Genomic DNA, 24,968 nt, shown 5'->3' on the forward strand with positions numbered 1-24,968 from the left:
GGGACGCCGGGACGAGGTCCGTCGCGGCGTGGGTCTGCCGCGAGGGGGTCGGGGCCCGCGTGTCGTCGTGGCGCCGGCGGTCAGAACCGCCCGGCGATCGTCAGGCGCACGGCCGTGGGCTCCACCGGGTGGAAGACGCGGTCGATCAGCCCCTCGGCGGGCTCGCCCGGAAGGCGCGAGACGTAGGCGTAGGTGATCTGGTCGGCCTTGCTGCTCGTCAGGTTGAGCACGTCCAGCGAGACGCTCACCCCGGTGTCGAACAGGTAGCCGATGCGACCGTTGAGCAGGGCGGTCGCCCGGGAGCGGATCGCGTTGTCCTCGATGAGCGGGCGCGGCCCGAAATAGCGGACCCGCAGGCTCCCGAACCAGCCGAGGGGCTCGCCGAAGGTCACGCCCGCCGACGCGATGGTCGTGGGAGCCTCCGGCACCCGGTTGCCCGCCGGGTCGTAGCTGGAGAACCTGGCGTTGGTGATCGTCAGATCTCCGTCCAGGGACAGCCACGGCGTCACCGCGTAGCGGTTCGTCCACTCGACGCCGAACCGGCGGGTCGGGCGGCTCGGCTCCGTGGTGCCGGTGTCGCCCTGGAAGATGTTCTCCGAGGCGAAGTCGAGCCGGAACAGGGCGAGGCTCGTCTCCAGCCCGGCGATCGACCGGTTGCGCAGGCCCAGCTCGTAGCCCGTGGAGGGCACCAGGAAGGGCGACCGGGTGATGTTGAACAGGGGGCTCGCGGGATCGACCGTGGCGGTCACGCCGCGCGCGTCGTTCGAGTGGAAGCCGCCGCCGTAATTCACGTAGATCTCGGTGTCGGACCACGGTCCGAGCACGAGGCAGAGCTTCGGGTTGACGATGCCGTCGGTGGCCCGTCCCGAGTTCGCCGGCGTGTCCGAGCGGACGTCGGCGTAGTAGCCGTCCGCCCGCACGCCGACGCTCGTGCGCAGCCACTCGGTCCAGCGCACCCGCGTGTCGAGGTAGAGGGCGCCGCTCGATTCCAGCACGCGGTCGTCGAGCACGGTCGAGCGGTACTGGCGGAAGGCGGTGTTGAACAGGCCGACGCGGATCGAGTCCGTCCGCGTCTGGGCGCCGACCTCGACCTCCAGCGGCCGGCCGAACAGGTCGCCCTGGAAGATGTGCAGCACCTCGCCGCCGCCGAGGACGCGCTGGTCGAGCTGGTGGAACTGGTCGCCGCCGACGGGATCGTTGAGGAAGTAGGTGAAGTCGTTGAACAGGTTCATCTGGTAGCGGATCACGTAGGCCGAGGCCCGGGTGATGCCGGTGTCGTCCGTGGCGCTGAACCGCCCCGACAGGGAGAAGCGGGCGGTGTCGCCGCCATCCGTGGGGTTGAGGGTGCCGTAGCGGCCGATCAGCCCCGCGCCGACGGCCCGCTCCGGGATCTGGTTGGTGGCCGTCCAGCGGGACGCGTAGGCCATGCCGGTGACCGCGAACCCGTCCAGCGCCGTGCCCTGGCTGTAGCGGGCGACGCCGTTGAGCTTGCGCAGCGCGTCCGGGACGGTCCACGGCCCGTCGTAGACCTGCGCCTCGCCGGCCACCAGAAGGGTGCCCTCACCCAGCGGCGCCGAGGCGATCGACAGGGCCCGCTTGTAGCCGAAGCTGCCGATCGAGGTCAGCGCGAGATTCTTCCGCACAGTGTCGAGATAGTCGATGCGCACCGAGCCCGCGGAGGCGAAGTCGCCGTCGCGCACGAAGTACGGCCCCTTGTGGTACTCCACCGCGCCGACGAGTTCGGGGATGAGGAAGTTGAGGTCGGCGTAGCCCTGGCCGTGGGCGTGGGTGCGCATGTTGACCGGCATGCCGTCGACGCTGATGGCGATGTCGGTCCCGTGGTCGAGGTTGAAGCCGCGCAGGAAGTACTGGTTGGCCTTCCCCTCCCCGCTGTGCTGGGTGACGATCAGGCCCGGCACTGCCTCCAGCACCTCGCCGGGCCGCGTGACCGGGCGGGCGTTGAGGACCGCCCCGCCGATGAGGCCGGCGCTGGCCGCGTCGACGCTCAGCAGGGCGCCGCCGATCCCGGTGACGCCGCCGACATAGCCGGCGCTGGCGCCGGGCCCGTCCGTCGCGGGGATGACCGGAGGCGCCGCTGGGACCACCGAGATCTCGGACAGGGTGACGGCCGACGGTGTCGGGGCGCCCTCACCCGGCGCCGCCCAGCCGCGCCCGGCGGTCGCGACGACGAGGCCGCCCGCGGCGAGCAGCCGGGTCACGGCGCGGAGGCCGGGGGCGGCAGGCCGGTGACGGCAGACAGGTCGGGAAGTCGGGCGGGAAGTCGGGCGGGACACCGGCAGACCGGGCGAGGCGTGGCGATCCCCGGACTCTCGCACGCCGCCCGTATGATAAACATACGAAAAAGTCATACGGGCGGATTAGGCCGGCCGTGTTGCGCGTGGGGCGCAGTCGACGGGGCGCTGGATCGCGGGCGGGGGGCGCCCTCACCCCGGGCCGTCGTCGCCGTGGCCCGGATGGGTGCGGGCGTCGTCACCCTCCGGGATGAGGTGCAGGTGACCGTAGCGGACGCCGCGCTGCGTGACGACGGCGTCGGCGTAGCTCTGCATCCGGGCCACCGGCCCGCGCAGGACCGCCACCTCAAGGCACGCGTCGTGGGTCAGGTGCACGTGCAGGCTGGCGATCGAGACGCCGTGCTCATGCCCCTCGCCGGTCAGCCGGCGGGCCAGGTCGCGGGTGCCGTGGCTGTAGACGTAGCTCAGGGCTCCGTAGCAGGCCGCCGATCCCCCGGTCTCCGCGGCGCGGACCGGCGCCAGGGCGTCGCGGACGATGTCGCGCACCGCCTCCGAGCGGCTGCCGTAGCCGCGCCGCGCGCAGAGGTCGTCGACCGCCGTCAGCAGGGCGTCGTCGATGGTGATGGTGATGCGCTGCATGCCCGTCCTGCCGCTCCCGTGGCCTTCTGGTACGGGGACGCGGGGCCCGTGAACAGCCGCCGGGCCCGCATCGCCCGGCGCGGCAGAAAAAGAGCCCCGAGGGCCGCGCCTCGAGGCTCAAGTTCTGGGTCTCGGGGACATGTCCAGCGTGCGCTTGGGATGGACCGCGCTGGAACGCCTGGGCCGAAGGATCAAGGGCGTGAAAATCGACGACACAGGCGCGACCGGCTGGCATGCCGGCCGAACCATTCTGCACAGATACAGTCGACGCGCATCCGATATATGTCAGGCTTCGGGAATTATTTTGAATTAGTTCGCCGCACTGGGTTCAATATACCAGTTCAATTTTATCATATCGGCTCCCGATCTCCCGGTACCGGCATGCCGGACCGGGCCTGATCCCGCCGCGCGTGCCCCGCGATCGAGAGCCCGGCGGCCTCCGCGGGGCCGCGGGACGCTCCGCCGCGCCGCGCGATCGTGCGGACCGCGAGCAGGATGAGGGCGGCGAGGGCCAGCATCGCGCCGTCGAAGGCGAGGAAGACCGGCTCGACCGGCGCGTCGCCGCCGAGCCGGAGCGCGACGAGGCGCCCGACATCCGCGGCCGCGACGGCGCCGTACAACGCGGCCGCCGCCGTCAGCGTCTCCGACCAGACCCGCCCGGCCGGGCGCAGGAGCGCCGCCACGGCGACGAGCAGCCAGACGGCGAAGAAGGCCCCGACCTCCCACTCCGCCCGCGCGGGCAGCGCGGCGGGGAGCAGCCGGTTGGCCAGGAAATAGGCGGCGACGGCCGCGGGCAGGCCGGCGATGGTCGCGACGTTCAGGCCCTGGACGAGGCGCAGGCCGAAGCCCCGGGGCGCGTCCCCCTTGGGCAGGCGCGCCACCGCCCAGAGCAGCAGCCCGGTCGCCACCATGGCGCTGCCGGCGAGGCCGCACAGGAAGAACAGCACCCGCAGGGCCGGGCCGGCGAAGTGCGCCTCGTGCAGGCCGACCATCGCGGTGAACGTCTTGGTCGCCGGCCGCAGGCCGCCCGCGCGCACCTCCAGGACCGCGCCGGTCACGCCGTCGAAGGCGATCTGCGGGTGCTCGTGGGAGAGGCCGTGCGGCTCCTCGAACACCGCCACCACGGTGGCGCGCGCGTCCGCCGGGTTGACCACCGTGATCCGCTCCAGGGGTTCCGGCCGCATCGCCAGGGCGCGGACCACCAGCGGCCCGACCGGCACGAGCGTGCCGGGCTGGCCGGCGGGCGGGCGCGGCGCGGTGATCTGGCCGGACTCGGCGAAGTAGCGCTGGCTGTCGCCGCGATAGGCCGTGTTCAGGCCCCAGGGCACGTACATCACCATGAGGGTGGCGAGCCCGGTATAGGTGATCATCAGGTGGAACGGCAGGGCGAGCACGCCCGTGACGTTGTGCGCGTCGAGCCAGCCCCGCTGGGCGGACTTGTCCCGCCGGAAGGTGAAGAAGTCGGCGAAGATGCGCCGGTGGGTGACGATCCCCGAGATCAGCGCCACCAGCATGATCATCGCGCAGGCGCCGACGATCCAGCGGCCCCAGAGCGGCGGCAGGTTCAGCTCGAAGTGGAAGCGGTAGAGGAAGTCGCCGCCGCGCGTCGCCCGCACCGCCGCCGGCGCGCCGCTGTCGGGATCCAGGAAGACGTGGCCGGGCGGCCGGCCCGGGCCGGTCCGCCAGAACAGCTCCAGCACCGGCCGGTCCGGCCGCGGCAGCGCGAGGAACCACGTCCGCGCGCCGCCCGCATGGGCCTGCAGGTGGGCGACGCCGCGCTCGGCCGCCGCCGCGAGCTCCGCCGGCCCGAAGGTCCGGTCGGTGCGGAGCTCGGGCCGCATCCACTGCGAGATCTCGGGCCGGTAGTAGCTCGCCGTGCCCGTCACGAAGACGGCGAACAGCACCCAGCCGACGACGAGGCCCGACCAGGCGTGGAGCCACGCCATCGACTGCCGGAAGGTCTTGCCCACGGCGGCCGCCTCACCAGCGGTAGCGCAGGGTCGCGTAGACCGTGCGCGGCAGGCCGTAATAGCAGCCCGAGTAGGTGAAGCAGCCGGTCACGTAGCGCTCGTCGAGCAGGTTCTGCACGTTGATCTGCGCGCTGAGGCCGGCGAGCCGCGGGTCGAGGTGCTTCATGTCGTAGGAGGCGACGGCGTCGACCAGCACGCTCTCGGGCACCTGGAACGTGTTGGCGGGATCGCCCCAGGACGGGCCGAGGTAGCGCACGCCGCCGCCGAGGCCGAGACCGATGAGGGGGCCGTCGGTGAAGCGGTAATCGACGAACAGCGAGGCCGTCGTGTCCGGCACCTGCACCGGCCGCAGGCCCTGGAGCGGCACCTGCCGGCGGGTCAGGTCGTTCGTGGTGAAGCCGGTGTCGCGGACGTTGCGGATGTCGAGGAGCGAGAAGCCGCCGATCAGGCTGAGGCCCTCGGCGAGGGTGGCGCGCGCCTCGAACTCGACGCCCTGCACGCCGACCTCGCCGGTCTGCACGACGAAGCCGGGATTGACCGGGTCGGTGGTGGTGGCGTTCGAGCGGCGGATGTCGAAGAACGCGGTGGTCAGCAGGATGTCGGTGCCGGGCGGCTGGTACTTGATGCCGGCCTCGTACTGGTTGCTGGCGATCGGGACGGGGATGCGCCCGGCCGAGCCGAAGGCGGCGTCGAAGATCCGCCCGTTGACGATCGGCTCGAACGCCTCGCTGTAGGAGACGTACGGGGCGACGCCGCTGTCGAACAGGTAGAGCAGGCTGGCGCGGCCGGTGAAGGCCTCGGCCGGGACGTCCTGGATGGTCAGCCCGTTCGGCGCGAAGGTGCGGGTCGGGCCGGTCTGCCGGGCGGTGTCGTAGCGGCCGCCGAGCGTCAGGATGAAGCGGTCGAACTTCGCCTGATCCTGGAAGTACACGCCGGTCTGCTGCGCGTCGATCCGCGAGGTCGACGTGAAGGCGGGGAACCGGATCGGCAGGTCGTGGTCGGGGGCGAGGGCGTTCAGGCTCGTCGTCGCCGGGAACGGGCCGGTGACGGACCGCGTGCTGAAGGTCCGGTGGTCGACGCCGAGCAGCGCCGTGTGGGCGATCGGGCCGGTGTCGAAATCGGCGATGAAGTTGTTGTCCATCGTGTAGGCTTCGATGTCGACCTGGGTGCCGCCGACCGACCGGCCGATGATCGGGCCGCTCGTGTACGGGCCGTTGACGTCGCCGAAGGTCGTGAACACGCTGCGGTAGTCGCCGTTCGAGCGCAGATAGCGGCCGGCCGAGTGGAAGCGCAGGTTCTCGGTGATCCGGTGGTCGAACAGGTACTCGACGGAGGCCTGCGTGCGGTCGGAGCGCTCGATGGTGCGGTCGCCGTCGTAGAAGTTCACCGGCAGCCGGCCGAAGACGCCGCTGCCGAAATTGCGCGGGAACACCGTGCCGACGGCCGGGAAGCCGCCGTAGAAGCCCGAGAACGGGTCGCGCTGGTAGTTGGCGATGACCGTGAGCGAGGTGTCGGCGGAGGGCCGCCACGTGAGGCTCGGGTTGATGAAGGCGCGCTCGACCTTGGTGGTCACGGCCGGGCCGTCGCCGTTCCAGCCGAGGCCGATGACCCGGTAGGCGAACTGGTCGGCGAGACCCGGGATGTCGGACGCGATCGGGCCGCCGACGTCGAAGCCGCCGCGAACCTCGCTGAAGCCGCCGCCCTGGACGAAGATCTCGCCGTGGCGGACGAATTGCGGGACCTTCGAGACGAGGTTGACGAGGCCGCCCGGACCGGACTGCCCGTAGAGGACCGAGGCCGGCCCCTTGATGATGTCGACCCGCTCCAGGCGGTAGGGATCGACACTGGGGAAAGCGTCGCGGTTACCGGGCAGCGCCATGTTGTCGAGGAAGATCGGCGCGGTGAAGCCGCGGATGTAGAACTGCTCCAGGCGCGTCGAGCCGGCGCCGCCCCGCTGCTCGGTGGTGACACTCGGGGTGAAGCGCAGCGCCTGATTGATGGTCAGGGCGTTCTGGTCCTCGATCTGCTGGCGCCCGATGACCGACACCGACTGCGCGGTCTCCAGGATCGGCGTGTCGGTCTTCGTGCCGACCGTGCTGCGGCTGGCGACGTAGCCGGGCACCGGCCCGGTGGCCCCGCCGCGCCCGTACAGATCGCTGTTCAGGCTGCGCCCGCGCGCCTCGCCCGTCACGCTGAGTTCGGACAGCTCGATGTCCGTGGCGGGCGCGGGCTGGGCGAGCGCGGCCGCCCCGAGCGTGAGTATAGATGTCGACGATACAAACCCGATCCGGAGCAGCCTCTCCGCACGATCGAACGCGCGCGACGCGGCCCGGTCATTGACATATCTCGACATTATACCGACTCTAAACAGGAATTACTGGGCGAAGATACGCGCCGATGCCCAGCTATCACGGATCCGTGAGCAGTATGTGCCTCTGATGACACATCTTTAAGAAACGTATTTTGGTATTCCTCTAATGAAAATATGCTGCGCGCGGCCGGGCCGGGAGCGAACGCTCCGGGAGCGCGCTCCCCGCGGGGGACGGGCCGGCGAGCGTCGGCGGCGCAGCGACAGAGCGCGCGTTCCCGGCGACGGTCACCTCGGGTAAGATCAGTCGGCCGCGATCGAGGCGGCCCGGCGCGGGTGCCGCCCCGTCGGCCCTCACGCCGTGCGCCGATGACCGAGCCGATCTCCGCCGCGGCCCATGCCCGCACGATCCTCTCCGCGCACGAGCATCGCCGCCCGATCGCGCCGCTGACCGACTGGGATCCGGCCCTCGACCTACCGGCGGCCTACCGGGTGGCCGAGGCGGTCCGGGTCCTGCGCGGGGAGCGCGGCGAGCGGCCGGTCGGCTACAAGATCGGCTTCACCAACACGACCCTGTGGGAACGCTACGGCGTCCGCGCGCCGATCTGGGGGCACGTCTACGACACGACCCTCCGCGACCGGGCCGCCCTGTCGGAGCCGGTGCCGCTCGCCGCCTTCGTCGAGCCGCGGATCGAGCCGGAGATCGTGTTCGGGCTGGCGCGCGCGCCCGAGCCCGGCATGGATGCCGCGGCGCTGATCGCCTGCCTCGACTGGGCGGCGAGCGGCTTCGAGATCGTGCAGTCGCTCTATCCGGGCTGGCGCTTCGCGGCGCCCGACACCGTCGCGGCCTTCGGCCTGCACGGGCTGCTGGTGGTGGGCGAGCGGGTGCGGATCGCCGCGGACGCGCGATCGGCCTGGCTCGGCGAACTCGCCGGCTTCACCGTCGAGCTACTGCGGGACGGGGCCGTCGCGGACCGGGGCGGTGGCGGCTGCGTGCTCGGGACGGGGCCGCTCGCGGCCCTGGCCCACCTCGTCGATGCGCTGGCTAACGATCCGGTGGCCCCACCGCTCGCGGCCGGGACTGTCGTCACGACGGGCACGCTGACGGACGCGCTGCCCGTCGCCTCCGGTCAGCGATGGCGCACGCGCCTCGACGGGCTGCGGCTTTCCGGCATCGACCTTGCCCTGATCTGAGAGACCCGGCACGGGTTATCGTGCCGGGTGCGTGCGGTTTCCCGGCCGGCTCCGGGTCTCAGGCATTGGTGATGGTTAGCCGACATGCCAAATGCTGGACCATGCCTGGACGCCCGCGGCGACGCCACACGACCTTCCTCGTCTCCGTCACCGCGGAGGGCGCCGGCGCGGCGCCCGGCGCCACGGTCTACGCGGTGATGAAGCCCAGCGCCGAGGAGGCGCTGGAGGCCGTCCGCGCCCTCGCCGGCCCGTCGGCCAGCCTCGCGATCGTGGGGAGCCTGTCCACCCGGATCGCCAAGGCCCTCAAGCTGAAACCCGACACGCCGCGGGTGGTCTGAGCCGCCCGGCGGCGGCCCGCGGGCGGCTCAATCCACCGCGAGCCGGTAGCCGACGCCCCGCACGGTCTGCAGGAAGACCGGGTTGGCGGGATCGACCTCGGTCTTGCGACGCAGGCGGTTGATCTGCACGTCGACGGTGCGCTCCGCCGCCGCGCCGCCCGGACCGGCGAGCTGCTCGCGCTCGACATTGGCGCCGCCCGCCGTCGCCAGGATCGTCAGGATCTCGCGCTCGCGCTCGGTGATGCGGATCAGCTCGTCGTCCCGGCGCAGCTCGCCCCGGTCGATCCGGAACGCGAAGGGCCCGAAGGTCACGGCCTCGGCGGAGGCCGCGCGGGGCCGCACGCTGCGCTTGATGATGTTGTTGAGCCGCAGCGTCAGCTCCCGCGGCTCGAACGGCTTCGGCAGGTAATCGTCCGCGCCGATCTCCAGCCCCATCACCCGGTCGTTCGGGTTGGAGCGGGCCGTGAGCATCAGGATCGGCACGCGCGAGGTCTCGCGGACGCTGCGCGCGTAGTCGAAGCCGTTCTCGCCGGGCATCATCACGTCGAGCACCATGGCGTCGAACACGACGCTCTGGGCCCGGGCGCGCGCCTCCGCGGCGCTCGCCGCCGCAGTGACCCGGAAGCCCTGGTCGGTGAGGTAGCGGGCGAGCAATTCGCGCAGGCGGCGGTCGTCGTCGACCACGAGGACGTGGGGCGCCTCGTCGGGCAGGTCGGACCGGGCGGCGTGGCTCACGCGGGCTCCTCCGCGTCGACCTGCCCCTCGGCCCCGCCCCCGCGCCGCGCCATCAGGCGCTGGACCGCCGGCCGGTCCTCCGGCTCGATCATCGCCATCAGGAAGTCCTCCGGGGAGCCCCGGGCATCCGGCGCCGCGAGCGCCCGGGCGAGGCGGCGGGCCTGGACCCGCGTCAGGTCGGCCGCGAGCCCGGCGCCGGCCTCGGTGCAGTACAGGAGGCGCTGGCGCCGGTCGCTGGAACCGGGCTTCTGCGCGACGTAGCCCTGCCCGATCAGGTCCTTGAGCACCCGGTTCAGGCTCTGCTTGGTGATGCGCAGGATGTCGAGGAGCTCGGCGATCGTCAGGCCCGGGTACCGGTCGACGAAGTGCAGCACCCGGTGATGGGCGCGGCCGAACCCGTAATCGGCCAGGATCCTGTCCGGATCGCCGACGAAATCCCGGTAGGCGAAGAACAGGAGCTCGATCAGGTCGTCGCTGCCGAGGGCGGCCGGCGCGGCGCCCGGGACGGGTTTCGGCGCGAACATCTCCTCGCGCGGGGCTGTCCGTGTCACGGCGCGGCCGCTCCCAACGGGTGATAGGTCAGTCCCCATGACGTTTCTCAAGGCGGCCGGGGCCCGTCAACCCTGGCCGGGGCGCCCGGGGCGCCGACCGCCCCGGATCCTCAAGCGTGTACCCGCGGGATTGCCCCCGGTCCGACGCCTCCGCTACGCAGGCCCTCGGGCGACGGGAGCGGACGCGCATGGCCGAGGCAGGGGAACCGGGATCGGGACGCCTCTGGATCCGCGACCCGCGCGCCGTCCTGGCCGAGGGCGCCGGCGGCGGGATCGTGGTGGCGGGCACCCGGATCGTCGAGTGCGTGCCGGCGGGCGCGCGGCCCGCCGCGCCCGTGGACGCGACCTTCGACGCGTCGCGCCACGTGGTCATCCCGGGGCTGATCAACACCCACCACCACGCCTTCCAGACGCTGACCCGCGCCCATCCGCTGGCGCTCAACAAGCCGCTCTTTCCCTGGCTGGAGGCGCTCTACACGGTCTGGGGGCGGATCACCCCGGAGGCGTTCCGGCTCGCCACGCGGGTCGCCTTCACCGAGCTGCTGCTCTCGGGCTGCACCACGGCGGGCGACCACCACTACCTGTTCCCGAAGGGCCTCGAGGCGTCGATGGACATCCAGGTCGCGGAGGCCCGCGACCTCGGGATCCGGGCCGCGCTCACCCGCGGCTCCCTGAGCCTGTCGGACCGGGCGGGCGGCCTGTCGCCCGCGGCCCTGACCCAGGACGACGACGCGATCCTCTCGGACTGCGAGCGGGTGCTGAACCTGTTCCACGATCCCGCCCCCGGGGCGATGGTGCAGATCGCCCTCGCCCCCTGCTCGCCCTTCTCGGTGACCGAGCGCCTGATGCGCGCGAGCGCGGAGCTCGCCGCCCGCAGCGGGTGCCGGCTGCACACCCATCTCGGCGAGACGCGCGACGAGGAGGCCTATTGCCAGCAGATGTTCGGCTGCCGCCCGGTGGAGTACCTCGAAGAGGTCGGCTGGCTGAGCGACCGGGTCTGGCTCGCGCACGGCATCCACTTCACCGATGCCGAGGTCGCGCGGCTCGGCGCGGCCGGCGTCGGTGTCTGCCACTGCCCGACCTCGAACATGACCCTGGCCTCGGGCCGCTGCCGCACCTGCGAGCTGGAGGCGGCGGGCGCGCCCGTCGGCCTCGGCGTCGACGGCTCGGCCTCGAACGACAGCTCGAACCTGATGGAGGGGGTGCGCCACGCCCTCATGATCAACCGGCTCACCTACGGGGCGGAGGCCGTGACGCATCTCGACGCCCTGCGCTGGGCGACCGAGGGCTCGGCCGCCTGCCTCGGCCGCTCCGATATCGGCCGGATCGCGCCGGGCCGCGAGGCGGACCTCGCCCTGTTCACCCTGGACGAGCTGCGCTTCTCCGGTGCCCACGACCCGCTGGCGGCGCTCGTCCTGTGCGGCGCCACCCGGGCCGACCGGGTGATGGTCGCGGGGCGCTGGCGGGTGATCGACGCGCAGCCGCTCGGGGTCGATACCGGGATGCTGCGTGAGGCGCATTCTCGGCTGGCGGTGGACTTGTTCGGGGACGCGTAGGGGCGGCCCCTGATCCGACCCGCTCCGTCATCGCGAGCGCAGCGACCCAGGGCAGCGCGCGATCTCCGGATGCGGTGTGTCCCTGGATTGCTTCGCTCCGCTCGCAACGACGAACGGCGGGGCCCGCCCGTGGGCGAGCCCCGCGCGACGTTTCTCAGAACAGCCCGTCGATCTGCCCGTTGGCGTCGAGCCGGATCGTGTCGGCGGCCGGCACCCGGGGCAGGCCCGGCATGGTCATGATCTCCCCGCAGATCGCCACCACGAAGCCCGCGCCGGCCGAGAGCCGGACGTCGCGCACGCCGACGATGTGGCCCTCGGGGGCGCCCATCAGGGTCGGGTCGGTGGAGAAGGAGTACTGGGTCTTGGCCATGCAGATCGGCAGGTGGCCGTAGCCGTCCTTCTCGAAGGTGGCGAGCTTGCCGGCGGCCTTGGTCTCGATCTGGATGTCGGCGGCGCCGTACAGCTTGGTGGCGATCGCCCGGATCTTGTCGGTGAGCCGGCTCTCGGTCTCGTAGGCGTGGCGGATCGGCGCCGGCTCGGCCTGGCTGAGCTTCACCACCGCGCGGGCGAGTTCCTCGGCCCCGGCACCGCCCTCGGCCCAGTGGCGGCAGGTGATCGCCTCGACGTCGAGCCGCTCGCGGCACAGGTCCTTGAGCTTGGCGTGCTCGGCGTCGGTGTCGGCGTGGAAGTGGTTGACGCCGACCACCACCGGCAGGCCGAAGCCGCGCAGGTTGGTGACGTGACGGGCGAGATTGGCGAAACCCTTCTCCAGGGCGTCGATGTTCTCGGACCCGAGGTTCTTCTTGTCGACGCCGCCGTGCATCTTGAGGGCGCGGACCGTCGCCACCACCACCACGGCCGAGGGGGTCAGGCCCGCCTGCCGGCACTTGATGTCCAGGAACTTCTCGGCGCCGAGATCGGCGCCGAAGCCGGCCTCCGTCACCGTGTAGTCGGCGAGCCGCAGGCCGGCCCGCGTGGCGATCACCGAGTTGCAGCCGTGGGCGATGTTGGCGAAGGGACCGCCGTGGATCAGCGCCGGGTTGCCCTCGAGGGTCTGCACGAGGTTCGGCTGCAGGGCGTCCTTGAGCAGCACCGTCATGGCGCCGGTGGCCTTCACGTCCTTGAGGGTGACGAGCTTGCGGTCGCGGGTCTCGGCGATGACGATCCGGCCGAGGCGCTCCTCCAGGTCGGCGAGGTCACGCGCGAGGCAGAACACCGCCATCACCTCGGAGGCCACCGTGATGTCGAACCCGTCCTCGCGGGGGAAGCCGTTGGCGACGCCGCCGAGCGACTGGTTGATCGCGCGCAGGGCCCGGTCGTTCATGTCGACGACGCGGCGCCAGTGGATCCGGCGCACGTCGATGTTGAGCTCGTTCGCCCAGTAGACGTGATTGTCGATCAGCGCGGCCGCGAGGCTGTGGGCCGACGTGATGGCGTGGAAGTCGCCGGTGAAGTGCAGGTTGATCTGCTCCATCGGCACGACCTGCGCCTTGCCGCCGCCAGCGGCGCCGCCCTTCATGCCGAAGCACGGCCCGAGCGAGGGCTCGCGCAGGCAGATCATGGTCTTCTCGCCGATGCGGTTCAGGGCGTCGCCGAGGCCCACCGTGGTGGTGGTCTTGCCCTCGCCCGCCGGCGTCGGGGAGATCGCCGTCACCAGCACGAGCTTGCCGGGCTTCCGGCTCTCCAGCCCGGCGATGTAGCCGTGGTCGATCTTGGCGATGTGCTTGCCGTAATTGTGGAGCGCGTCATCCGGGATGCCGAGCTTCTCGGCGACCTGCGCGATCGGCTTCAGGGTCGCGGCGCGGGCGATCTCGATGTCTGACGGCATGGGCCTTCCTCCCTGGGTCGCGGGCACGTGCCCGCCCGCCGGCTCTTGCCGTGCGAATCTCCTGCCGGGCGGGACGCGGCGTGGCCGCCCGCGAACGGCCACGCACTGTGCGTCAAAGCTCGCGAAAATGCGCGTCGATTTTTATGAGCTGGCGGACAAAATACTCTTGTCGATCGCGCTGTCCCCCGCTCCGACGCCGGCGCGCTCCCGGATGGTCCGTCCGAGCCCGGCCGCCGGGGGTCTTCGCGTGCCCGCGCCGCTCAGAACTTGACCAGCTCGACGCGCCGGTTCTGCGCCCGCCCCGCCTCGCTGTCGTCGGCGGCGACCGGGCTGGCTGAACCGAAGCCCTTGGCCTTCAGCCGGTCCTTCGCGATGCCGGCGCCGACGAGCCTCGCCATCACCGCTCTGGCACGGCCGTCGGACAGGGCCTGGTTGTGCGCGGCGGCCCCGGTCCCGTCCGTGTAGCCGTTGATCGCGAGCCGCAGGCCGGGATCCGTCCGAAGCAGGGCCGCCACCGCGTCGATCTGCGGGGCGGAGGCCGGCAGGATCTCGGTCCTGTCGGTGGCGAAGTTGACCTGGATCACCGCCTTCCCGGTCTTGTCGAGATCCTGCTTCAGCCGCTCGGCGGGCAGGAGGGCGGCGGTCTGCACGAACGGCTTCGTCTCGAGGATCGTCCAGGCCGCGGTGAAGCTGTCGGGCACGAAATGCACCCAGATCTGCCGGTCCGGCCGGCGGATCACCCAGGTCTGGGCGGGCACGTTGTAGATGTCGCCCAGGCCCTCATACATCCCGATCCGGATCTCCTCCGGCAGCGTCTCCGTCACGGAGTTGGGGATCCGGCCGTCGGCGATCTTCCGGCCGCCGGCCTGCGTCAGCACGGCCTCGATGTTCTTCTTCAGCTCGTAGGCGGAGTAGGTCTTGCCGTCCTTGGGACCGATCAGGGACTGGAAGACCTTGCCTTCGACCTCGTGGAGCGCTGCGCCGGTCCAGAACAGGAAATGCCCGAATTCCCGCGTCTCGGGCGGGTTCACCGGCTGGTAGCCGTCGGGCAGCGCGAAGTAGGGAAAGCGGCCGAGCGGCGCGGCCGAGACGGGAACGGAATCGAGCGCGAAGGCCTTCGCCGCCGCCGCCGCGTCCTGCGCCCGCGCGGGATCGGCCCCGATCCCGGACGCCGCGCAGGCGAGGACCAGCAGGACACAGACAGGCTTCAGCGCTCTCACGTCGCACTCCGGAACGTTGCGGAGGCGCGACGATAGCGGGCGCGGATCGGTGGGCAATTAGGTCGCTCGACCTACGGCCTCCGGGCCGCAGCGCGGGCGCCCGAAGCCGCGACAGGGCGGCGGGCGCGGGCCGGATCTCGCGGCCTCGCGTCCCGAAATGGCCCGCGCATCGTCGGGACGGCGCGGCAGCCGCACCGCCCCGAGGCGGGACTTGGCGGGAGGCCTAGCCCCCCGACTTCTTGGCCTTGTCGGCGGAGCCCGGCGCCTCGTGCGGCTGGGGGGCGCCCTTCGGGAGTTCCGGGTTGTCGGGATTGTGCGGGGCGGCGACCGGGGCCGGAACCGTCTCGGCGGTGGCGGTGGGCTTCTCGATGTCGGGCAGCCCGTCCTTCAACTTCGCGTTGATCTGGGTGAGGTCGTCCGGCTCGGGGTTCAGGTCCTTGGCGTGCTGCCACTGGAACTTGCCCTCGAGGCGCCGGCCCGAGCGCCAGTAGGCGTCGCCGAGGTGGTCGTTGATGGTCGGATCGCCGGGCTTCAGCTCGACCGCCTTCTCCAGCTCGCGCACCGCGTCGTCCCAGCGGCCGAGGCGGTAATAGGCCCAGCCGAGGCTGTCGACGATCATGCCGTCCCGCGGGCTCGCGTCGGCGGCCTGCTGCAGCAGCTTGAACGCCTCGTCGATGTTGATGTTCTGGTCGACCCAGGAATAGCCGAGGTAGTTCATCACCTGCGCCTTGGCGGCCGGCTGGTTGGCCGGCACCAGGGACAGGGCCTTCTTCAGGTCGGCCTCGGCCTTCGGCCACTGCTTGGCGCGCTCGTAGGCGGTGCCGCGGAAATAGTAGGTCGTCCAGTAGTTGGATTGCGGCCGGTTCCCGATCAGGTCGATGGCGCGGGTGTAGGTGGCCGCCGCCTCCTCGTACTTCTTGCGGGCGCGCTGCACGTTGCCCAGCGCCGTGATGACGTCGATGTCGTCCGGGTGGGCCTTCATCGCCGCGTCGAGATGGGCCAGCGCCTCGTCGCCCTTGCCCATCTGCTCCAGGTTCAGGCCGATCTGGATGTCGGCGTTGAGCTTGAGCGGGGAATTGGCCGGGATCTGCGCGTAGGCCTCGTTGGCGCGCTCGGGCTGCTTCATCCGGTCGAGCGTGTCGGCGAGCGTCAGCCGGGCCAGCGCGTGGTCGGGGGCGAGGTAGAGGGCGAGCCGCAGGTAGATCACCGCGGGCAGCTCGTCGCCCTGGGTCGAGCCGGCGGAGCCCAGCCCGTACAGCACCTCGGCGGCGCCCTCCTGGGCGGTGCCGATCAGCCGCGTGAGCGGCTTGCCGTCCTTCAGCTTCTCGAGGGCGTCGCGCACCAGCGGGTGGCGCGGCGAGAGCTGGTCGAAGTCGGAATAGGCCTGGATCGCCAGGTCGGTGCGGCCGAGGCTGGCCTCCATGCGGGCGTAGGCGTCGACGATGCGCAGGGTGTTGTGGTCGGCGTCGTAGGCGGCCTTGAGGCGGCGCTCGGCCTCAGCGTTGTCGCCGGTCACCGAGGCGATCAGGCCGGCATGGTAGTCCCGGAAGGTGTTGTAGTAGCGCTCGCCCCGGAGCTTGTTGACCGTCTCCAGCGCCTTCTTGCTGTCGCCGGCGCCCGCGTAGGACCAGGCGGTGAGCAGCGTCGCGGTCAGGTCCGTGGCGGCGCCCCGGCCGCTCCGGGAAAAGTTCTGGCGGGCGGCGGCCCACTGGCCGGCCTTGATCTGGCGCACCCCGAGGGAGAGGTTGGCGAGGCCGTTGGTCGGATCGCGGGCGATCAGCTTCTCGGCGGTGCGGAACGCGTCCGGCAGGGCGCCGTCGGCCAGCAGCGAGATGAAGGCGCGCTCGACGAGTTCCGCGTTGCGCGGGTCGGCCTTCACCGCCTCGCGGTAGAAGGTCGCCGCCGCCGCCGTGTCCCGCGACGCGCCCGCGATGTAGGCGGAGAGGAAGTTGCCCTCGAGCGAGTCCGCGGGCTCGTAGTCGAGCACCGGGGTCGATTCCTTCGGCTGCGCGGCGAGCACGGTCTGCGGGAGCCCGGCGGCGAGCAGCAGGGCGAGCGCCGAAACGCTCCGGCGGGCGCGTGTCATCATCATGAACCGATCGCGGCTCCTGGGCGCCGGCCCGTCGGGGGCCGGGCGCGAGAATGGCGGGGCATCCCCGAAAAAACGTTGGGGACACTGAACCCATCCCGCCAGCCCCGCAAGGCGAAAGGATGGCGCGGGGGCGGATGCCCGGGTCGTCCGCCTTCCCGTCCTCGGCCCCTCGGCCGAGGGCTGACCTCACATGTTCGGGTAGTTCGGCCCGCCCGGACCCTCCGGCGTCACCCAGTCGATGTTCTGGTTCGGATCCTTGATGTCGCAGGTCTTGCAGTGGACGCAGTTCTGCGCGTTGATCTGGTAGCGCACGCCGTCGCTGGCTGAAGAATCCTCCACCCACTCGTAGACGCCGGCCGGGCAGTAGCGGGCCGAAGGACCGCCGTAGACGTCGTGCTCGGACGCCTTCTGCAGCTCCATATCGCGGACCTTCAGGTGGGGCGGCTGGTCCTCCTCGTGGTTGGTGTTCGACAGGTAGACCGAGGAGAGCCGGTCGAAGGTCAGCTTGCCGTCCGGCTTCGGGTAGACGATCGGCGTCACCTCCGAGAGCGGCTTGAGGCAGGCGTGATCCGGCTTGCCGTGGGACAGCGTGCCGAACGGCGAGGCGCCGAGGATGCTGGTCGCCCACATGTCGATCCCGCCGAGCCCGACGCCGACCAGCGTGCCGTACCTGGACCAGAGCGGCTTGACGTTGCGCACCGCCTTCAGGTCCTGCCCGATCGGGCTGTCGCGCCATCCGGCCTCGTAGGCGGTGAGCTCGTCGCCGGCGCGGCCCGCCTTCAGGGCGTCCGCGATGGCGTCGGCCGCCTGCATGCCGGACAGCACCGCGTTGTGCGAGCCCTTGATCCGCGGCACGTTCACGAAGCCGGCCGAGCATCCGACGAGGCACCCGCCGGGGAAGACCAGCTTGGGCACCGATTGCCAGCCGCCCTCCATGATGGCGCGCGCGCCGTAGCCGATGCGCTTGGCGCCCTCGAACGTCTCGGCGATCATCGGGTGGGTCTTGAAGCGCTGGAACTCCTCGAACGGCGACAGGGTCGGGTTCTCGTAGTTCAGGTGCGTGACGAAGCCGACCGAGAGCAGGTGGTCATCGAAGTGGTAGAGCCAGGAGCCACCGCCGGCCTTGTTGGGCAGCGGCCAGCCCATCGTGTGCTGCACCAGCCCGGGCTCGAACTTGCCGGGCGCGAGCTGCCAGAGCTCCTTCACGCCGAGCCCGTACTTGAAGTGGTCGCTGTGCCGGTTGAGTTCGAACCGCTGGATCAGACCCTTGGTCAGGTTGCCGCGGGCGCCCTCGCCGAACACCGTGTACTTGGCGCGCAGCTCCATGCCGCGGGTGTAGTCCTCGCGCGGCTCGCCGGACCGGCCGATGCCGAGATCGCCGGTGGCGACGCCCGCCACGGCGCCGTTGCCGTCGAACAGCACCTCGGAGGCCGGGAAACCCGGGTAGATCTCGACGCCGAGCGCCTCCGCCTGGGCGCCGAGGTACTTGCAGACGTTCGAGAGCGAGCCGACGAAGTTGCCGTGGTTCGACATGAGCTTGGGGAAGAACACGTTCGGCAGGGTGATGCCGCTGTTCTTGGTGAGCATCATGAACTCGTCGCGCTGCACCTCCGTCTTGAGCGGCCGCTCCGGGTCCTGGCGCCACTCCGGCAGGAGCCGGTCGAGGCCGATCGGGTCGATCACCGCCCCCGACAGGATGTGGGCGCCGACCTCCGAGCCCTTCTCGACGACGACGACCGAGATCTCCTCGCCGATTTCGGCGGCGCGCTGCTTCAGGCGGATCGCGGTGGCGAGGCCGGCCGGGCCGGCGCCCACCACGACCACGTCGAAATCCATGCTCTCGCGTTCGGGCAGCGCCATCCTCGGGTTCCTTTTCTTGTTCCGGCGCCCGGTTCGTCGCCGGGCCGGCCTTCCTGATGCCGTCTCAAGCGATTCCAAGCTAGAAAGGCAAGTTGCCGACGCTCAAGCTCAAGGCAAAGTTCCCTTTGCCGCAGGGGACGGCGTCACAGCGCTGCGCCGCGCCGCGCTGTTCGGTCACGCAAGTCCTTGCCACCCGGAGCGATTCGGCGAGTTGTCCACAGGCCCCGGCGATCCCACATGCTGAGTCCCATGCCGAGCCCCACCGACGCGCAAGCCGACCTGATCGCCTATCTCGACTTCCACGTGGAGGCCGGGGCCGACGCGGCGCTCGACGAGCAGCCGCACGACCGCTTCAACGAGGCCGACACGCCCGCGCCTACCTTGCGCGCGCCGCGCCGGGCGCCCCCCCGGGCCGCCGAGCAGCCGGTCAGCCCGGTCGCCAACACGCTCGTGCCGCCCCCCGGATCGGCGCCCCCGAGCACGGCCGCGCCCACCGCGGCGCCGCGCACCTTCGGCCGCGCCGCCAGCGCCCAGCCCGACGAGGCCGCGAGCGACGCCCGCGCCCGGGCCCGGCAGGCCAAGTCCCTCGACGAGCTCGAGCGGATTCTCGCGGATTTCGACGCCTGCCCGCTGCGCTTCACGGCGAAGAACCTCGTCTTCGCCGACGGCAATCCCGAGGCGCGGGTGATGTTTCTCGGCGAGGCGCCCGGCGCCGACGAGGACCGGATCGGCAAGCCGTTCATGGGCCGCTCGGGCCAGCTCCTCGACAAGATGATGAAGGCGGTCGGGCTCGACCGAACGAGCGCCTATATCGGCAACATCGTGCCCTGGCGGCCGCCGGGCAACCGCAACCCGACCCCCCAGGAGGTGGCGGTGTGCCGGCCCTTCGTGGAGCGCCAGATCGAACTCGTCGACCCGGACATCATCGTCTGCCTCGGCGCGCCCGCGACCCAGACGCTGACCGGCACCAAGGACGGCATCCTGCGGACCCGAGGCCGCCTCTTCCCGTACAAGTTGCCGAACCGCGAGGTGAAGCTGCTCGCCACCCTCCACCCCGCCTTCCTGCTGCGCCAGCCGGTCCAGAAGCGCCTCGCGTGGCGGGACTTCCGGTCCCTGCGCGCCCTCCTCGACGGGAAAGCTTGACCGCGAGCTTGACCGGAGTGACGGAACCGGCTCTCCCCTCCCGCCATTAGAGCTTCGTTCCCGCTGCTGGCGCGCCATCGGCCGGACACGACGACGCACAGCCAATCCCGGCCCGCCCGAGGCGGCCGGCGCAGCACCGATGGCGGGACCCAACCATGCGCTGGGAAGATCTACGCAGCTCCGACAACGTCGAGGATCGCCGGGGCGAGGGCGGCGGCGGTGGCGGCATGGGCTTTCCCGGCGGCGGCGCCGGCGGGCTCGGCATCGGCACCATCGTGGTGCTGCTGATTATCAGCTACTTTACGGGCATCAACCCGGCGATCCTGATCGGCGGGGCCCAGCAGATCGGCGGCGGCGGCCGCAGCCAGCAGGAGCAGGTCGACCCGCAGACCCAGGCCAAGCGGCGCCAGGCCCCGACCGACGACAGCGGCCGGTTCGCGTCCAAGATCCTCGGCAACACCGAGGACGTGTGGAGCCAGATCCTCCCGCAGCAGACCGGCAAGCAGTACACCCCGACGACGCTGGTGCTCTACACCGGCGGCACGCGCTCCGGCTGCGGCTCGGCCCAGGCGGCGATGGGCCCGTTCTACTGCCCGCTGGACAAGAAGGTCTATCTCGACACGGGCTTCTTCAAGGAGATGGCCTCGAAGTTCGGCGTGAAGGGCGACTTCGCCTACGCGTACGTCATCGCCCACGAGGTCGGCCACCACGTCCAGGACGTGCTCGGCATCCTCGGCAAGGTCCAGCAGCGCCAGCAGCAGGCCTCCAGCAAGACCGAGGCGAACGCCCTCTCGGTGCGGATCGAGCTGATGGCCGACTGCCTCGCCGGCGTCTGGGCCAAGAACTCCAATGACAAGTACGCCGAGCTCGAGCAGGGCGACATCGACGAAGCGCTGAACGCCGCCGCGCAGATCGGCGACGACGCGCTCCAGCAGCGCTCGCGGGGCTACGTGGTGCCGGATTCCTTCACCCACGGCTCCTCAGCCCAGCGCCAGCGCTGGTTCATGGCCGGCTACAAGAGCGGCCAGACCAAGTCCTGCGACACGTTCCGGACGGCCAATAACTGAAGGCGGATCGCGGCTTCACGAGCCGCCCCCGTCATCGCGAGCGCAGCGAAGCGACCCAGGGTAACGTGACGTCGCCGGATGTGGCACCGCTGGATTGCTTCGCTGCGCTCGCACTGACGGCGCGCGGAGATCCGGCGGCCATGCGCCTCACCCCCGGCTCAGACGCCGGGCGTTGGCCTGGACCTTCCGCCGGTAGCTGCGGATCACCTTGCCGTTCGAGGCGCCTGCGGCGAGCATGAGGGCCGCCTCGCCGGCAGCCAGCATCTTCTCGGTCACCATGAGCTGCGCCTCGGCCTGGGCCGCCGGGCCGCCGAGGGCGAACATCGCCATGCGCTGCGCGATGACGCCCTGCGCCTCCAGCCCCAGCATGGCCATGTCCATGCCCGTCATCCACCAACCGAACAGCATCGCGATCCTCATGTTGCCCAGGGCAACGGCCGAGCCTCATCCCGGGTCCCGGGATGCGCCCAGGCCTGCGCCGGACGCAAGCGTTATCCCGCACTGCGGCACCCTGCCTTTGCGCCGCGTCGGCCGATGCCGTAAGCGGCCGGGATACTCCCGGACACCTTCCGGACAGCGACCTCCCGGACAGCGCCCGCCGCCATGATACGCCTGGACAAGATCACCAAGCAGAACGGGCGGCAGCTCGTCTTCATCGAGGCCTCGGCCGCCCTCCAGCGGGGCGAGAAGGTCGGCCTGGTCGGCCCGAACGGGGCCGGCAAGACCACGCTGTTCCGGATGATCATCGGCCAGGAGCAGCCCGATGAGGGGCAGGTCGCCGCCGACCGGGGCATCACCATCGGCTACTTCAGCCAGGATGTCGGCGAGATGTCCGGCCGCAGCGTCGTCACCGAGGTGATGGACGGCGCCGGCCCCGTGAGCGCGGTCGCGACCGAGCTCGCCGAGCTCGGCGCGGCGCTCGCCGACCCGGACCGCGCCGACGAGATGGACGCCCTGATCGAGCGCTACGGTGAGGTCCAGGCCCGGTTCGAGGAGCTCGACGGCTACGCGCTGGAGGGCCGGGCCCGCGAGGTGCTCGACGGGCTGAGCTTCAGCCAGGAGATGATGGACGGCGACGTCGGCGCCCTCTCGGGCGGCTGGAAGATGCGCGTCGCGCTCGCGCGGATCCTGCTGATGCGCCCGGACGTGATGCTCCTCGACGAGCCGTCCAACCACCTCGACATCGAGAGCCTGATCTGGCTCGAATCGTTCCTGAAGGCCTACGACGGCGCCCTGCTGATGACCTCGCACGACCGCGAGTTCATGAACCGCATCGTCACCAAGATCATCGAGATCGACGCCGGCGCGCTCACCACCTACTCGGGCGACTACGCCTTCTACGAGGGCCAGCGGAAGCTCAACGAGGCGCAGGCCCAGGCGCAGTACGAGCGCCAGCAGGCGATGCTGGCGAAGGAGATCGCCTTCATCGAGCGGTTCAAGGCGCGGGCCTCCCACGCCGCCCAGGTGCAGAGCCGGGTGAAGAAGCTCGACAAGATCGAGCGCGTCGAGCCGCCCCGGCGGCGGCAATCGGTGGCCTTCGAGTTCCAGCCGGCACCGCGCTCGGGCGACGACGTCGTGATGCTCAAGGGCGTGAACAAGCGCTACGGCAGCCGCACGATCTACGAGGGACTCGACTTCTCGGTGCGGCGCAAGGAGCGCTGGTGCGTGATGGGCATCAACGGCGCCGGCAAGTCGACGCTGCTCAAGCTCGTCACCGGCACCACCGCGCCCGACGACGGCTCGGTCACGGTCGGCGGCAGCGTCAAGCTCGGCTACTTCGCCCAGCACGCCATGGACCTGCTCGACGGCGACCGCACGGTGTTCCAGACCCTGGAGGATTCCTTCCCGCAGGCCGGCCAGGGGTCGCTGCGGGCGCTGGCCGGCTGCTTCGGCTTCTCGGGCGACGACGTCGAGAAGCGCTGCCGGGTGCTCTCGGGCGGCGAGAAGGCCCGGCTGGTCATGGCGCTGATGCTCTACGACCCGCCGAACTTCCTGGTGCTCGACGAGCCGACCAACCACCTCGACATGGGCACCAAGGAGATGCTGATCGAGGCGCTGGCCAATTACGAGGGGACGATGCTGTTCGTGTCCCACGACCGGCACTTCCTGGCCGCCCTCTCGAACCGGGTCCTCGAGGTCACGCCGGAGGGGATCCACCAGTACGGCGGCGGCTACACCGAGTACGTGGCCCGCACCGGCCAGGAGGCGCCGGGCCTCCGGAGCTGACGGTCCGCTCCGTCCTCGCGGGCGCCGCGTTCCGGCCGGGAGCCCTGCGACCGGCGCGCCGCTATCGCCCCCCGACGCCCCGCGCTAGGCTGCGCCGAAACGGCCCGGGTGAGACGCCGTGCGACGCCTGCTGAAATTCCTCCACACGATGGGGTCCGCGGGGCTGCTGGGCGCCATGGCGTCCCTGGTCGTCATGCTGAGCCTGTCGCCCGCGCCGTCCGCCCTGACGGGCTACGCGGCGATGCGGGGCGCGATGGGCGCCGTCGCCACCTGGATCTTCCTGCCCGCCCTGGCGGTGACGCTGATGTCGGGCCTGCTGGCGATGGCGCTGAACCGCGCCTTCCTCAACGCCGGATGGGCGTGGGTGAAGCTCGCCACCGGCGTCCTGATGTTCGAGGGCGGGCTGGTCTACGTCCAGGGCCCGATGAAGCAGGAGGCGGAGCAGAGTGCCCGCGCGCTGGCGGGCCTCGTCGACCCCGCGGTGCTGGCCGTCTCGCTGACCGGCGAGCGCGGCACCCTCTGGGTCCTGCTGGCGGTCGCGACCGCGAACGTGGCGCTCGGGATCTGGCGGCCGCGGATCCTGCGGATCCCCCAGTAGCGAAGCCGCGTCGGGCCCGATTCCAGCCCGATTGGTTGCCGGCTTTAAATCTATTTCCCGATGCAGAACCCGCTGAACAGCCGGTCGAGAACGTCCTCGACGCCGACATGGCCCGCGACCGCGCCGAGCGCCCGCACCGCGAGCCGCAGATCCTCCGCGGCCAGCTCCGGGAGACCGCCCGCACTCCCCGAAACGCGATCGAGATGGCCGATGCAGGCCTCCAGCGCGGCCCTGTGCCGGGCGCGGGTGATGAGCGCGTCGCCGGTGCCGAGACCGTCCTCGGCCGCGGCCTGGATCGCATCGAGCAGGGCGTCCATGCCGGCGCCGGTATGGGCCGAGACCGTCACGTCCACCGGATCACCCTCCTGTTCTGAGCCGGCAAAAAGATCGGCTTTGGTACGCACGGTCAGGACCGGGCCCCGCGCCGGCCCGAGATCCGGGACCGCGCTGCCGGGGGGCTTGAGGGCGACCACGAGATCGGCCGTGTCGATCCGCGCCCGCGTCCGCACGATCCCCGCCGCCTCGATCGGCTCCGCGGTCTCGCGGAGCCCGGCCGTGTCGACCAGCAGGACCGGCAGGCCGCCGAGGTCGAGCCGCACCTCGATGGCGTCGCGGGTCGTCCCCGGGCTGTCCGACACAATGGCCACGTCCCGCCGGCTCAGCGCGTTCAGCAGGGTCGATTTCCCGCTGTTGGGAGCCCCCGCCAGCACCACCGTGAACCCGTCACGAAGGCGCTCACCGCGCTGGCCGTCGCGCAGCGCCGCGGCGATCGCGTCGCGCAGGCGGGCGGCGCGGTCGAGCAGCGCCGCGTCGAGCCCGGCATCGTCCACGTCCCCCTCGTCGGCGAAGTCCAGCGCGGCCTCCGCGGCGGCGAGGCAGTCGATCGCCTCCGCGCGCCACGCGGCCACCTGCCGGCTGAGCGCGCCGTCGAGCTGGCGCAGGGCCTGCCGGCGCTGGCCCTCGGTCTCCGCGTCGATCAGGTCGGCGACGGCCTCCGCCTCGGCGAGATCCATCCGCCCGTTGAGGACGGCCCGCCGGGTGAAAGCCCCGGGCTCGGCGGCCCGGCAGCCCGGGAGGCGGGCGAGGGTGGCGAGGACGCGCATCCGCACGGCCGCGCCGCCGTGCAGGTGCAGCTCGGCCATATCCTCGCCGCTGTAGGTGTCGGGCCCGGGAAACCACGCCACCAGCGCCCGGTCGAGCTCGGTGCCGTCGTGGGGATCACGGAGGCTCCGCAGCGACAGCCGGCGGGGCGGCGGCAGGCGTCCGCCCAGGGCGACGAGCGCGTCGCGCGCGGCCGGGCCGCTGATGCGGATCACCGCGACGGCGGCCCGGCCGAAGCCGCTGGCCGGCGCGAAGAGGGTGTCAGTATCGATCATGGTCCCACAGGGCCG

Annotated in this window: 19 protein-coding genes; 7 read left to right on the forward strand and 12 right to left on the reverse strand. The window is 71.6% G+C overall.

All coding sequences use genetic code 11. The features are described 5' to 3' along the window. Positions 1 to 80: 80 nt before the first annotated feature. The 4 genes from ASG32_RS29735 to ASG32_RS29750 all read right to left on the reverse strand — a co-directional run bounded on the left by ASG32_RS29735 (position 81) and on the right by ASG32_RS29750 (position 7,214). A complete protein-coding gene (locus ASG32_RS29735) occupies positions 81 to 2,219 on the reverse strand; it encodes a TonB-dependent receptor plug domain-containing protein (protein ID WP_199866177.1) in 2,139 nt (712 codons plus the stop codon). 225 nt (positions 2,220 to 2,444) lie between these two features. Further along, a complete protein-coding gene (gene nikR, locus ASG32_RS29740; protein ID WP_056533484.1) occupies positions 2,445 to 2,891 on the reverse strand; it encodes a nickel-responsive transcriptional regulator NikR in 447 nt (148 codons plus the stop codon). A 350-nt stretch (positions 2,892 to 3,241) separates the two neighbouring features. Next, positions 3,242 to 4,861: a PepSY-associated TM helix domain-containing protein gene (locus tag ASG32_RS29745; protein WP_056533486.1), complete on the reverse strand. Its 1,620-nt coding sequence runs from the start codon at positions 4,859 to 4,861 to the stop codon at positions 3,242 to 3,244. Positions 4,862 to 4,871: 10 nt separating this feature from the next. After that, positions 4,872 to 7,214, reverse strand: coding sequence for a TonB-dependent siderophore receptor (locus ASG32_RS29750; RefSeq protein ID WP_056533488.1), 2,343 nt, complete (start codon positions 7,212 to 7,214; stop codon positions 4,872 to 4,874). A 324-nt stretch (positions 7,215 to 7,538) separates the two neighbouring features. Between ASG32_RS29750 and ASG32_RS29755 the strand changes: the two genes are divergently transcribed. Next, positions 7,539 to 8,363 (forward strand): hydratase, encoded by an 825-nt coding sequence (locus tag ASG32_RS29755; protein WP_056533489.1) that lies wholly within the window; start codon positions 7,539 to 7,541, stop codon positions 8,361 to 8,363. Between the two features lie 101 nt (positions 8,364 to 8,464). Beyond that, positions 8,465 to 8,701, forward strand: coding sequence for a hypothetical protein (locus ASG32_RS29760; protein WP_056533491.1), 237 nt, complete (start codon positions 8,465 to 8,467; stop codon positions 8,699 to 8,701). Positions 8,702 to 8,728: 27 nt separating this feature from the next. On the opposite strand, the gene ASG32_RS29765 is transcribed toward ASG32_RS29760, so the two are convergent. Together ASG32_RS29765 and ASG32_RS29770 are read right to left on the reverse strand one after the other, a co-directional pair. Then, positions 8,729 to 9,436 carry a response regulator gene (locus ASG32_RS29765; protein ID WP_020094318.1) on the reverse strand — a complete coding sequence of 236 codons (708 nt, stop codon included), beginning with the start codon at positions 9,434 to 9,436 and terminating at the stop codon, positions 8,729 to 8,731. Then, positions 9,433 to 9,960, reverse strand: a complete 528-nt coding sequence (locus ASG32_RS29770) for a MarR family transcriptional regulator (RefSeq protein WP_020094317.1) — start codon at positions 9,958 to 9,960, stop codon at positions 9,433 to 9,435. Before ASG32_RS29770 ends, ASG32_RS29765 begins: the two co-directional genes overlap by 4 nt. Before the next feature lie 215 nt (positions 9,961 to 10,175). Between ASG32_RS29770 and ASG32_RS29775 the strand changes: the two genes are divergently transcribed. Further along, a complete protein-coding gene (locus ASG32_RS29775; protein WP_056533494.1) occupies positions 10,176 to 11,543 on the forward strand; it encodes an 8-oxoguanine deaminase in 1,368 nt (455 codons plus the stop codon). A gap of 154 nt (positions 11,544 to 11,697) precedes the next feature. Here the strand turns inward: ASG32_RS29775 and ASG32_RS29780 are convergent, their stop codons facing one another. The 4 genes from ASG32_RS29780 to ASG32_RS29795 all read right to left on the reverse strand — a co-directional run bounded on the left by ASG32_RS29780 (position 11,698) and on the right by ASG32_RS29795 (position 18,543). Further along, positions 11,698 to 13,371 carry a formate--tetrahydrofolate ligase gene (locus tag ASG32_RS29780; RefSeq protein ID WP_056533496.1) on the reverse strand — a complete coding sequence of 558 codons (1,674 nt, stop codon included), beginning with the start codon at positions 13,369 to 13,371 and terminating at the stop codon, positions 11,698 to 11,700. A 260-nt stretch (positions 13,372 to 13,631) separates the two neighbouring features. Then, complete coding sequence (locus ASG32_RS29785; protein WP_056533809.1) at positions 13,632 to 14,591, reverse strand: OmpA family protein; 960 nt, start codon at positions 14,589 to 14,591, stop codon at positions 13,632 to 13,634. 223 nt (positions 14,592 to 14,814) lie between these two features. Next, on the reverse strand, positions 14,815 to 16,683 hold the full coding sequence (locus ASG32_RS29790; RefSeq protein WP_020094312.1) for a tetratricopeptide repeat protein: 1,869 nt from the start codon (positions 16,681 to 16,683) through the stop codon (positions 14,815 to 14,817). Between the two features lie 186 nt (positions 16,684 to 16,869). After that, positions 16,870 to 18,543, reverse strand: coding sequence for an electron transfer flavoprotein-ubiquinone oxidoreductase (locus tag ASG32_RS29795; RefSeq protein ID WP_056533498.1), 1,674 nt, complete (start codon positions 18,541 to 18,543; stop codon positions 16,870 to 16,872). Between the two features lie 237 nt (positions 18,544 to 18,780). On the opposite strand from ASG32_RS29795, the gene ASG32_RS29800 reads away from it, so the two are divergent. Together ASG32_RS29800 and ASG32_RS29805 are read left to right on the forward strand one after the other, a co-directional pair. Further along, entirely contained in the window at positions 18,781 to 19,686 is a 906-nt protein-coding gene (locus ASG32_RS29800) for a uracil-DNA glycosylase (RefSeq protein WP_082558113.1), read from the forward strand. 155 nt (positions 19,687 to 19,841) lie between these two features. Continuing rightward, on the forward strand, positions 19,842 to 20,753 hold the full coding sequence (locus tag ASG32_RS29805; RefSeq protein WP_056533500.1) for a neutral zinc metallopeptidase: 912 nt from the start codon (positions 19,842 to 19,844) through the stop codon (positions 20,751 to 20,753). Positions 20,754 to 20,900: 147 nt separating this feature from the next. Here the strand turns inward: ASG32_RS29805 and ASG32_RS29810 are convergent, their stop codons facing one another. Beyond that, positions 20,901 to 21,161, reverse strand: coding sequence for a hypothetical protein (locus ASG32_RS29810; RefSeq protein ID WP_020094308.1), 261 nt, complete (start codon positions 21,159 to 21,161; stop codon positions 20,901 to 20,903). Positions 21,162 to 21,356: 195 nt separating this feature from the next. Here ASG32_RS29810 and ASG32_RS29815 point away from each other — a divergent pair, with 195 nt between their 5' ends. Together ASG32_RS29815 and ASG32_RS29820 are read left to right on the forward strand one after the other, a co-directional pair. After that, the gene (locus tag ASG32_RS29815; protein WP_056533501.1) at positions 21,357 to 22,979 is read left to right on the forward strand and encodes an ABC-F family ATP-binding cassette domain-containing protein; all 1,623 of its coding nucleotides are present in this window, start codon (positions 21,357 to 21,359) and stop codon (positions 22,977 to 22,979) included. A 118-nt stretch (positions 22,980 to 23,097) separates the two neighbouring features. Beyond that, positions 23,098 to 23,577: a hypothetical protein gene (locus ASG32_RS29820; protein ID WP_056533502.1), complete on the forward strand. Its 480-nt coding sequence runs from the start codon at positions 23,098 to 23,100 to the stop codon at positions 23,575 to 23,577. A gap of 50 nt (positions 23,578 to 23,627) precedes the next feature. Here the strand turns inward: ASG32_RS29820 and mnmE are convergent, their stop codons facing one another. Next, complete coding sequence (mnmE, locus tag ASG32_RS29825; RefSeq protein WP_056533504.1) at positions 23,628 to 24,953, reverse strand: tRNA uridine-5-carboxymethylaminomethyl(34) synthesis GTPase MnmE; 1,326 nt, start codon at positions 24,951 to 24,953, stop codon at positions 23,628 to 23,630. Between the last annotated feature and the right edge of the window lie 15 nt (positions 24,954 to 24,968).

Origin of the sequence: Methylobacterium sp. Leaf361 (assembly GCF_001424445.1) — a bacterium.
Classification (GTDB): Bacteria; Pseudomonadota; Alphaproteobacteria; order Rhizobiales; family Beijerinckiaceae; genus Methylobacterium.

Bases quoted from the DNA above. Each gene is read 5' to 3' on its own strand.
- nikR (WP_056533484.1), bottom strand. From the start codon at position 2,891: ATGCAGCGCATCACCATCACCATCGACGACGCCCTGCTGACGGCGGTC.
- ASG32_RS29750 (WP_056533488.1), bottom strand. From the start codon at position 7,214: ATGTCGAGATATGTCAATGACCGGGCCGCGTCGCGCGCGTTCGATCGT.
- ASG32_RS29755 (WP_056533489.1), top strand. From the start codon at position 7,539: ATGACCGAGCCGATCTCCGCCGCGGCCCATGCCCGCACGATCCTCTCC.
- ASG32_RS29760 (WP_056533491.1), top strand. From the start codon at position 8,465: ATGCCTGGACGCCCGCGGCGACGCCACACGACCTTCCTCGTCTCCGTC.
- ASG32_RS29770 (WP_020094317.1), bottom strand. From the start codon at position 9,960: ATGTTCGCGCCGAAACCCGTCCCGGGCGCCGCGCCGGCCGCCCTCGGC.
- ASG32_RS29775 (WP_056533494.1), top strand. From the start codon at position 10,176: ATGGCCGAGGCAGGGGAACCGGGATCGGGACGCCTCTGGATCCGCGAC.
- ASG32_RS29780 (WP_056533496.1), bottom strand. From the start codon at position 13,371: ATGCCGTCAGACATCGAGATCGCCCGCGCCGCGACCCTGAAGCCGATC.
- ASG32_RS29790 (WP_020094312.1), bottom strand. From the start codon at position 16,683: ATGATGATGACACGCGCCCGCCGGAGCGTTTCGGCGCTCGCCCTGCTG.
- ASG32_RS29795 (WP_056533498.1), bottom strand. From the start codon at position 18,543: ATGGCGCTGCCCGAACGCGAGAGCATGGATTTCGACGTGGTCGTGGTG.
- ASG32_RS29800 (WP_082558113.1), top strand. From the start codon at position 18,781: ATGCTGAGTCCCATGCCGAGCCCCACCGACGCGCAAGCCGACCTGATC.
- ASG32_RS29805 (WP_056533500.1), top strand. From the start codon at position 19,842: ATGCGCTGGGAAGATCTACGCAGCTCCGACAACGTCGAGGATCGCCGG.
- ASG32_RS29810 (WP_020094308.1), bottom strand. From the start codon at position 21,161: ATGCTGTTCGGTTGGTGGATGACGGGCATGGACATGGCCATGCTGGGG.
- ASG32_RS29815 (WP_056533501.1), top strand. From the start codon at position 21,357: ATGATACGCCTGGACAAGATCACCAAGCAGAACGGGCGGCAGCTCGTC.
- mnmE (WP_056533504.1), bottom strand. From the start codon at position 24,953: ATGATCGATACTGACACCCTCTTCGCGCCGGCCAGCGGCTTCGGCCGG.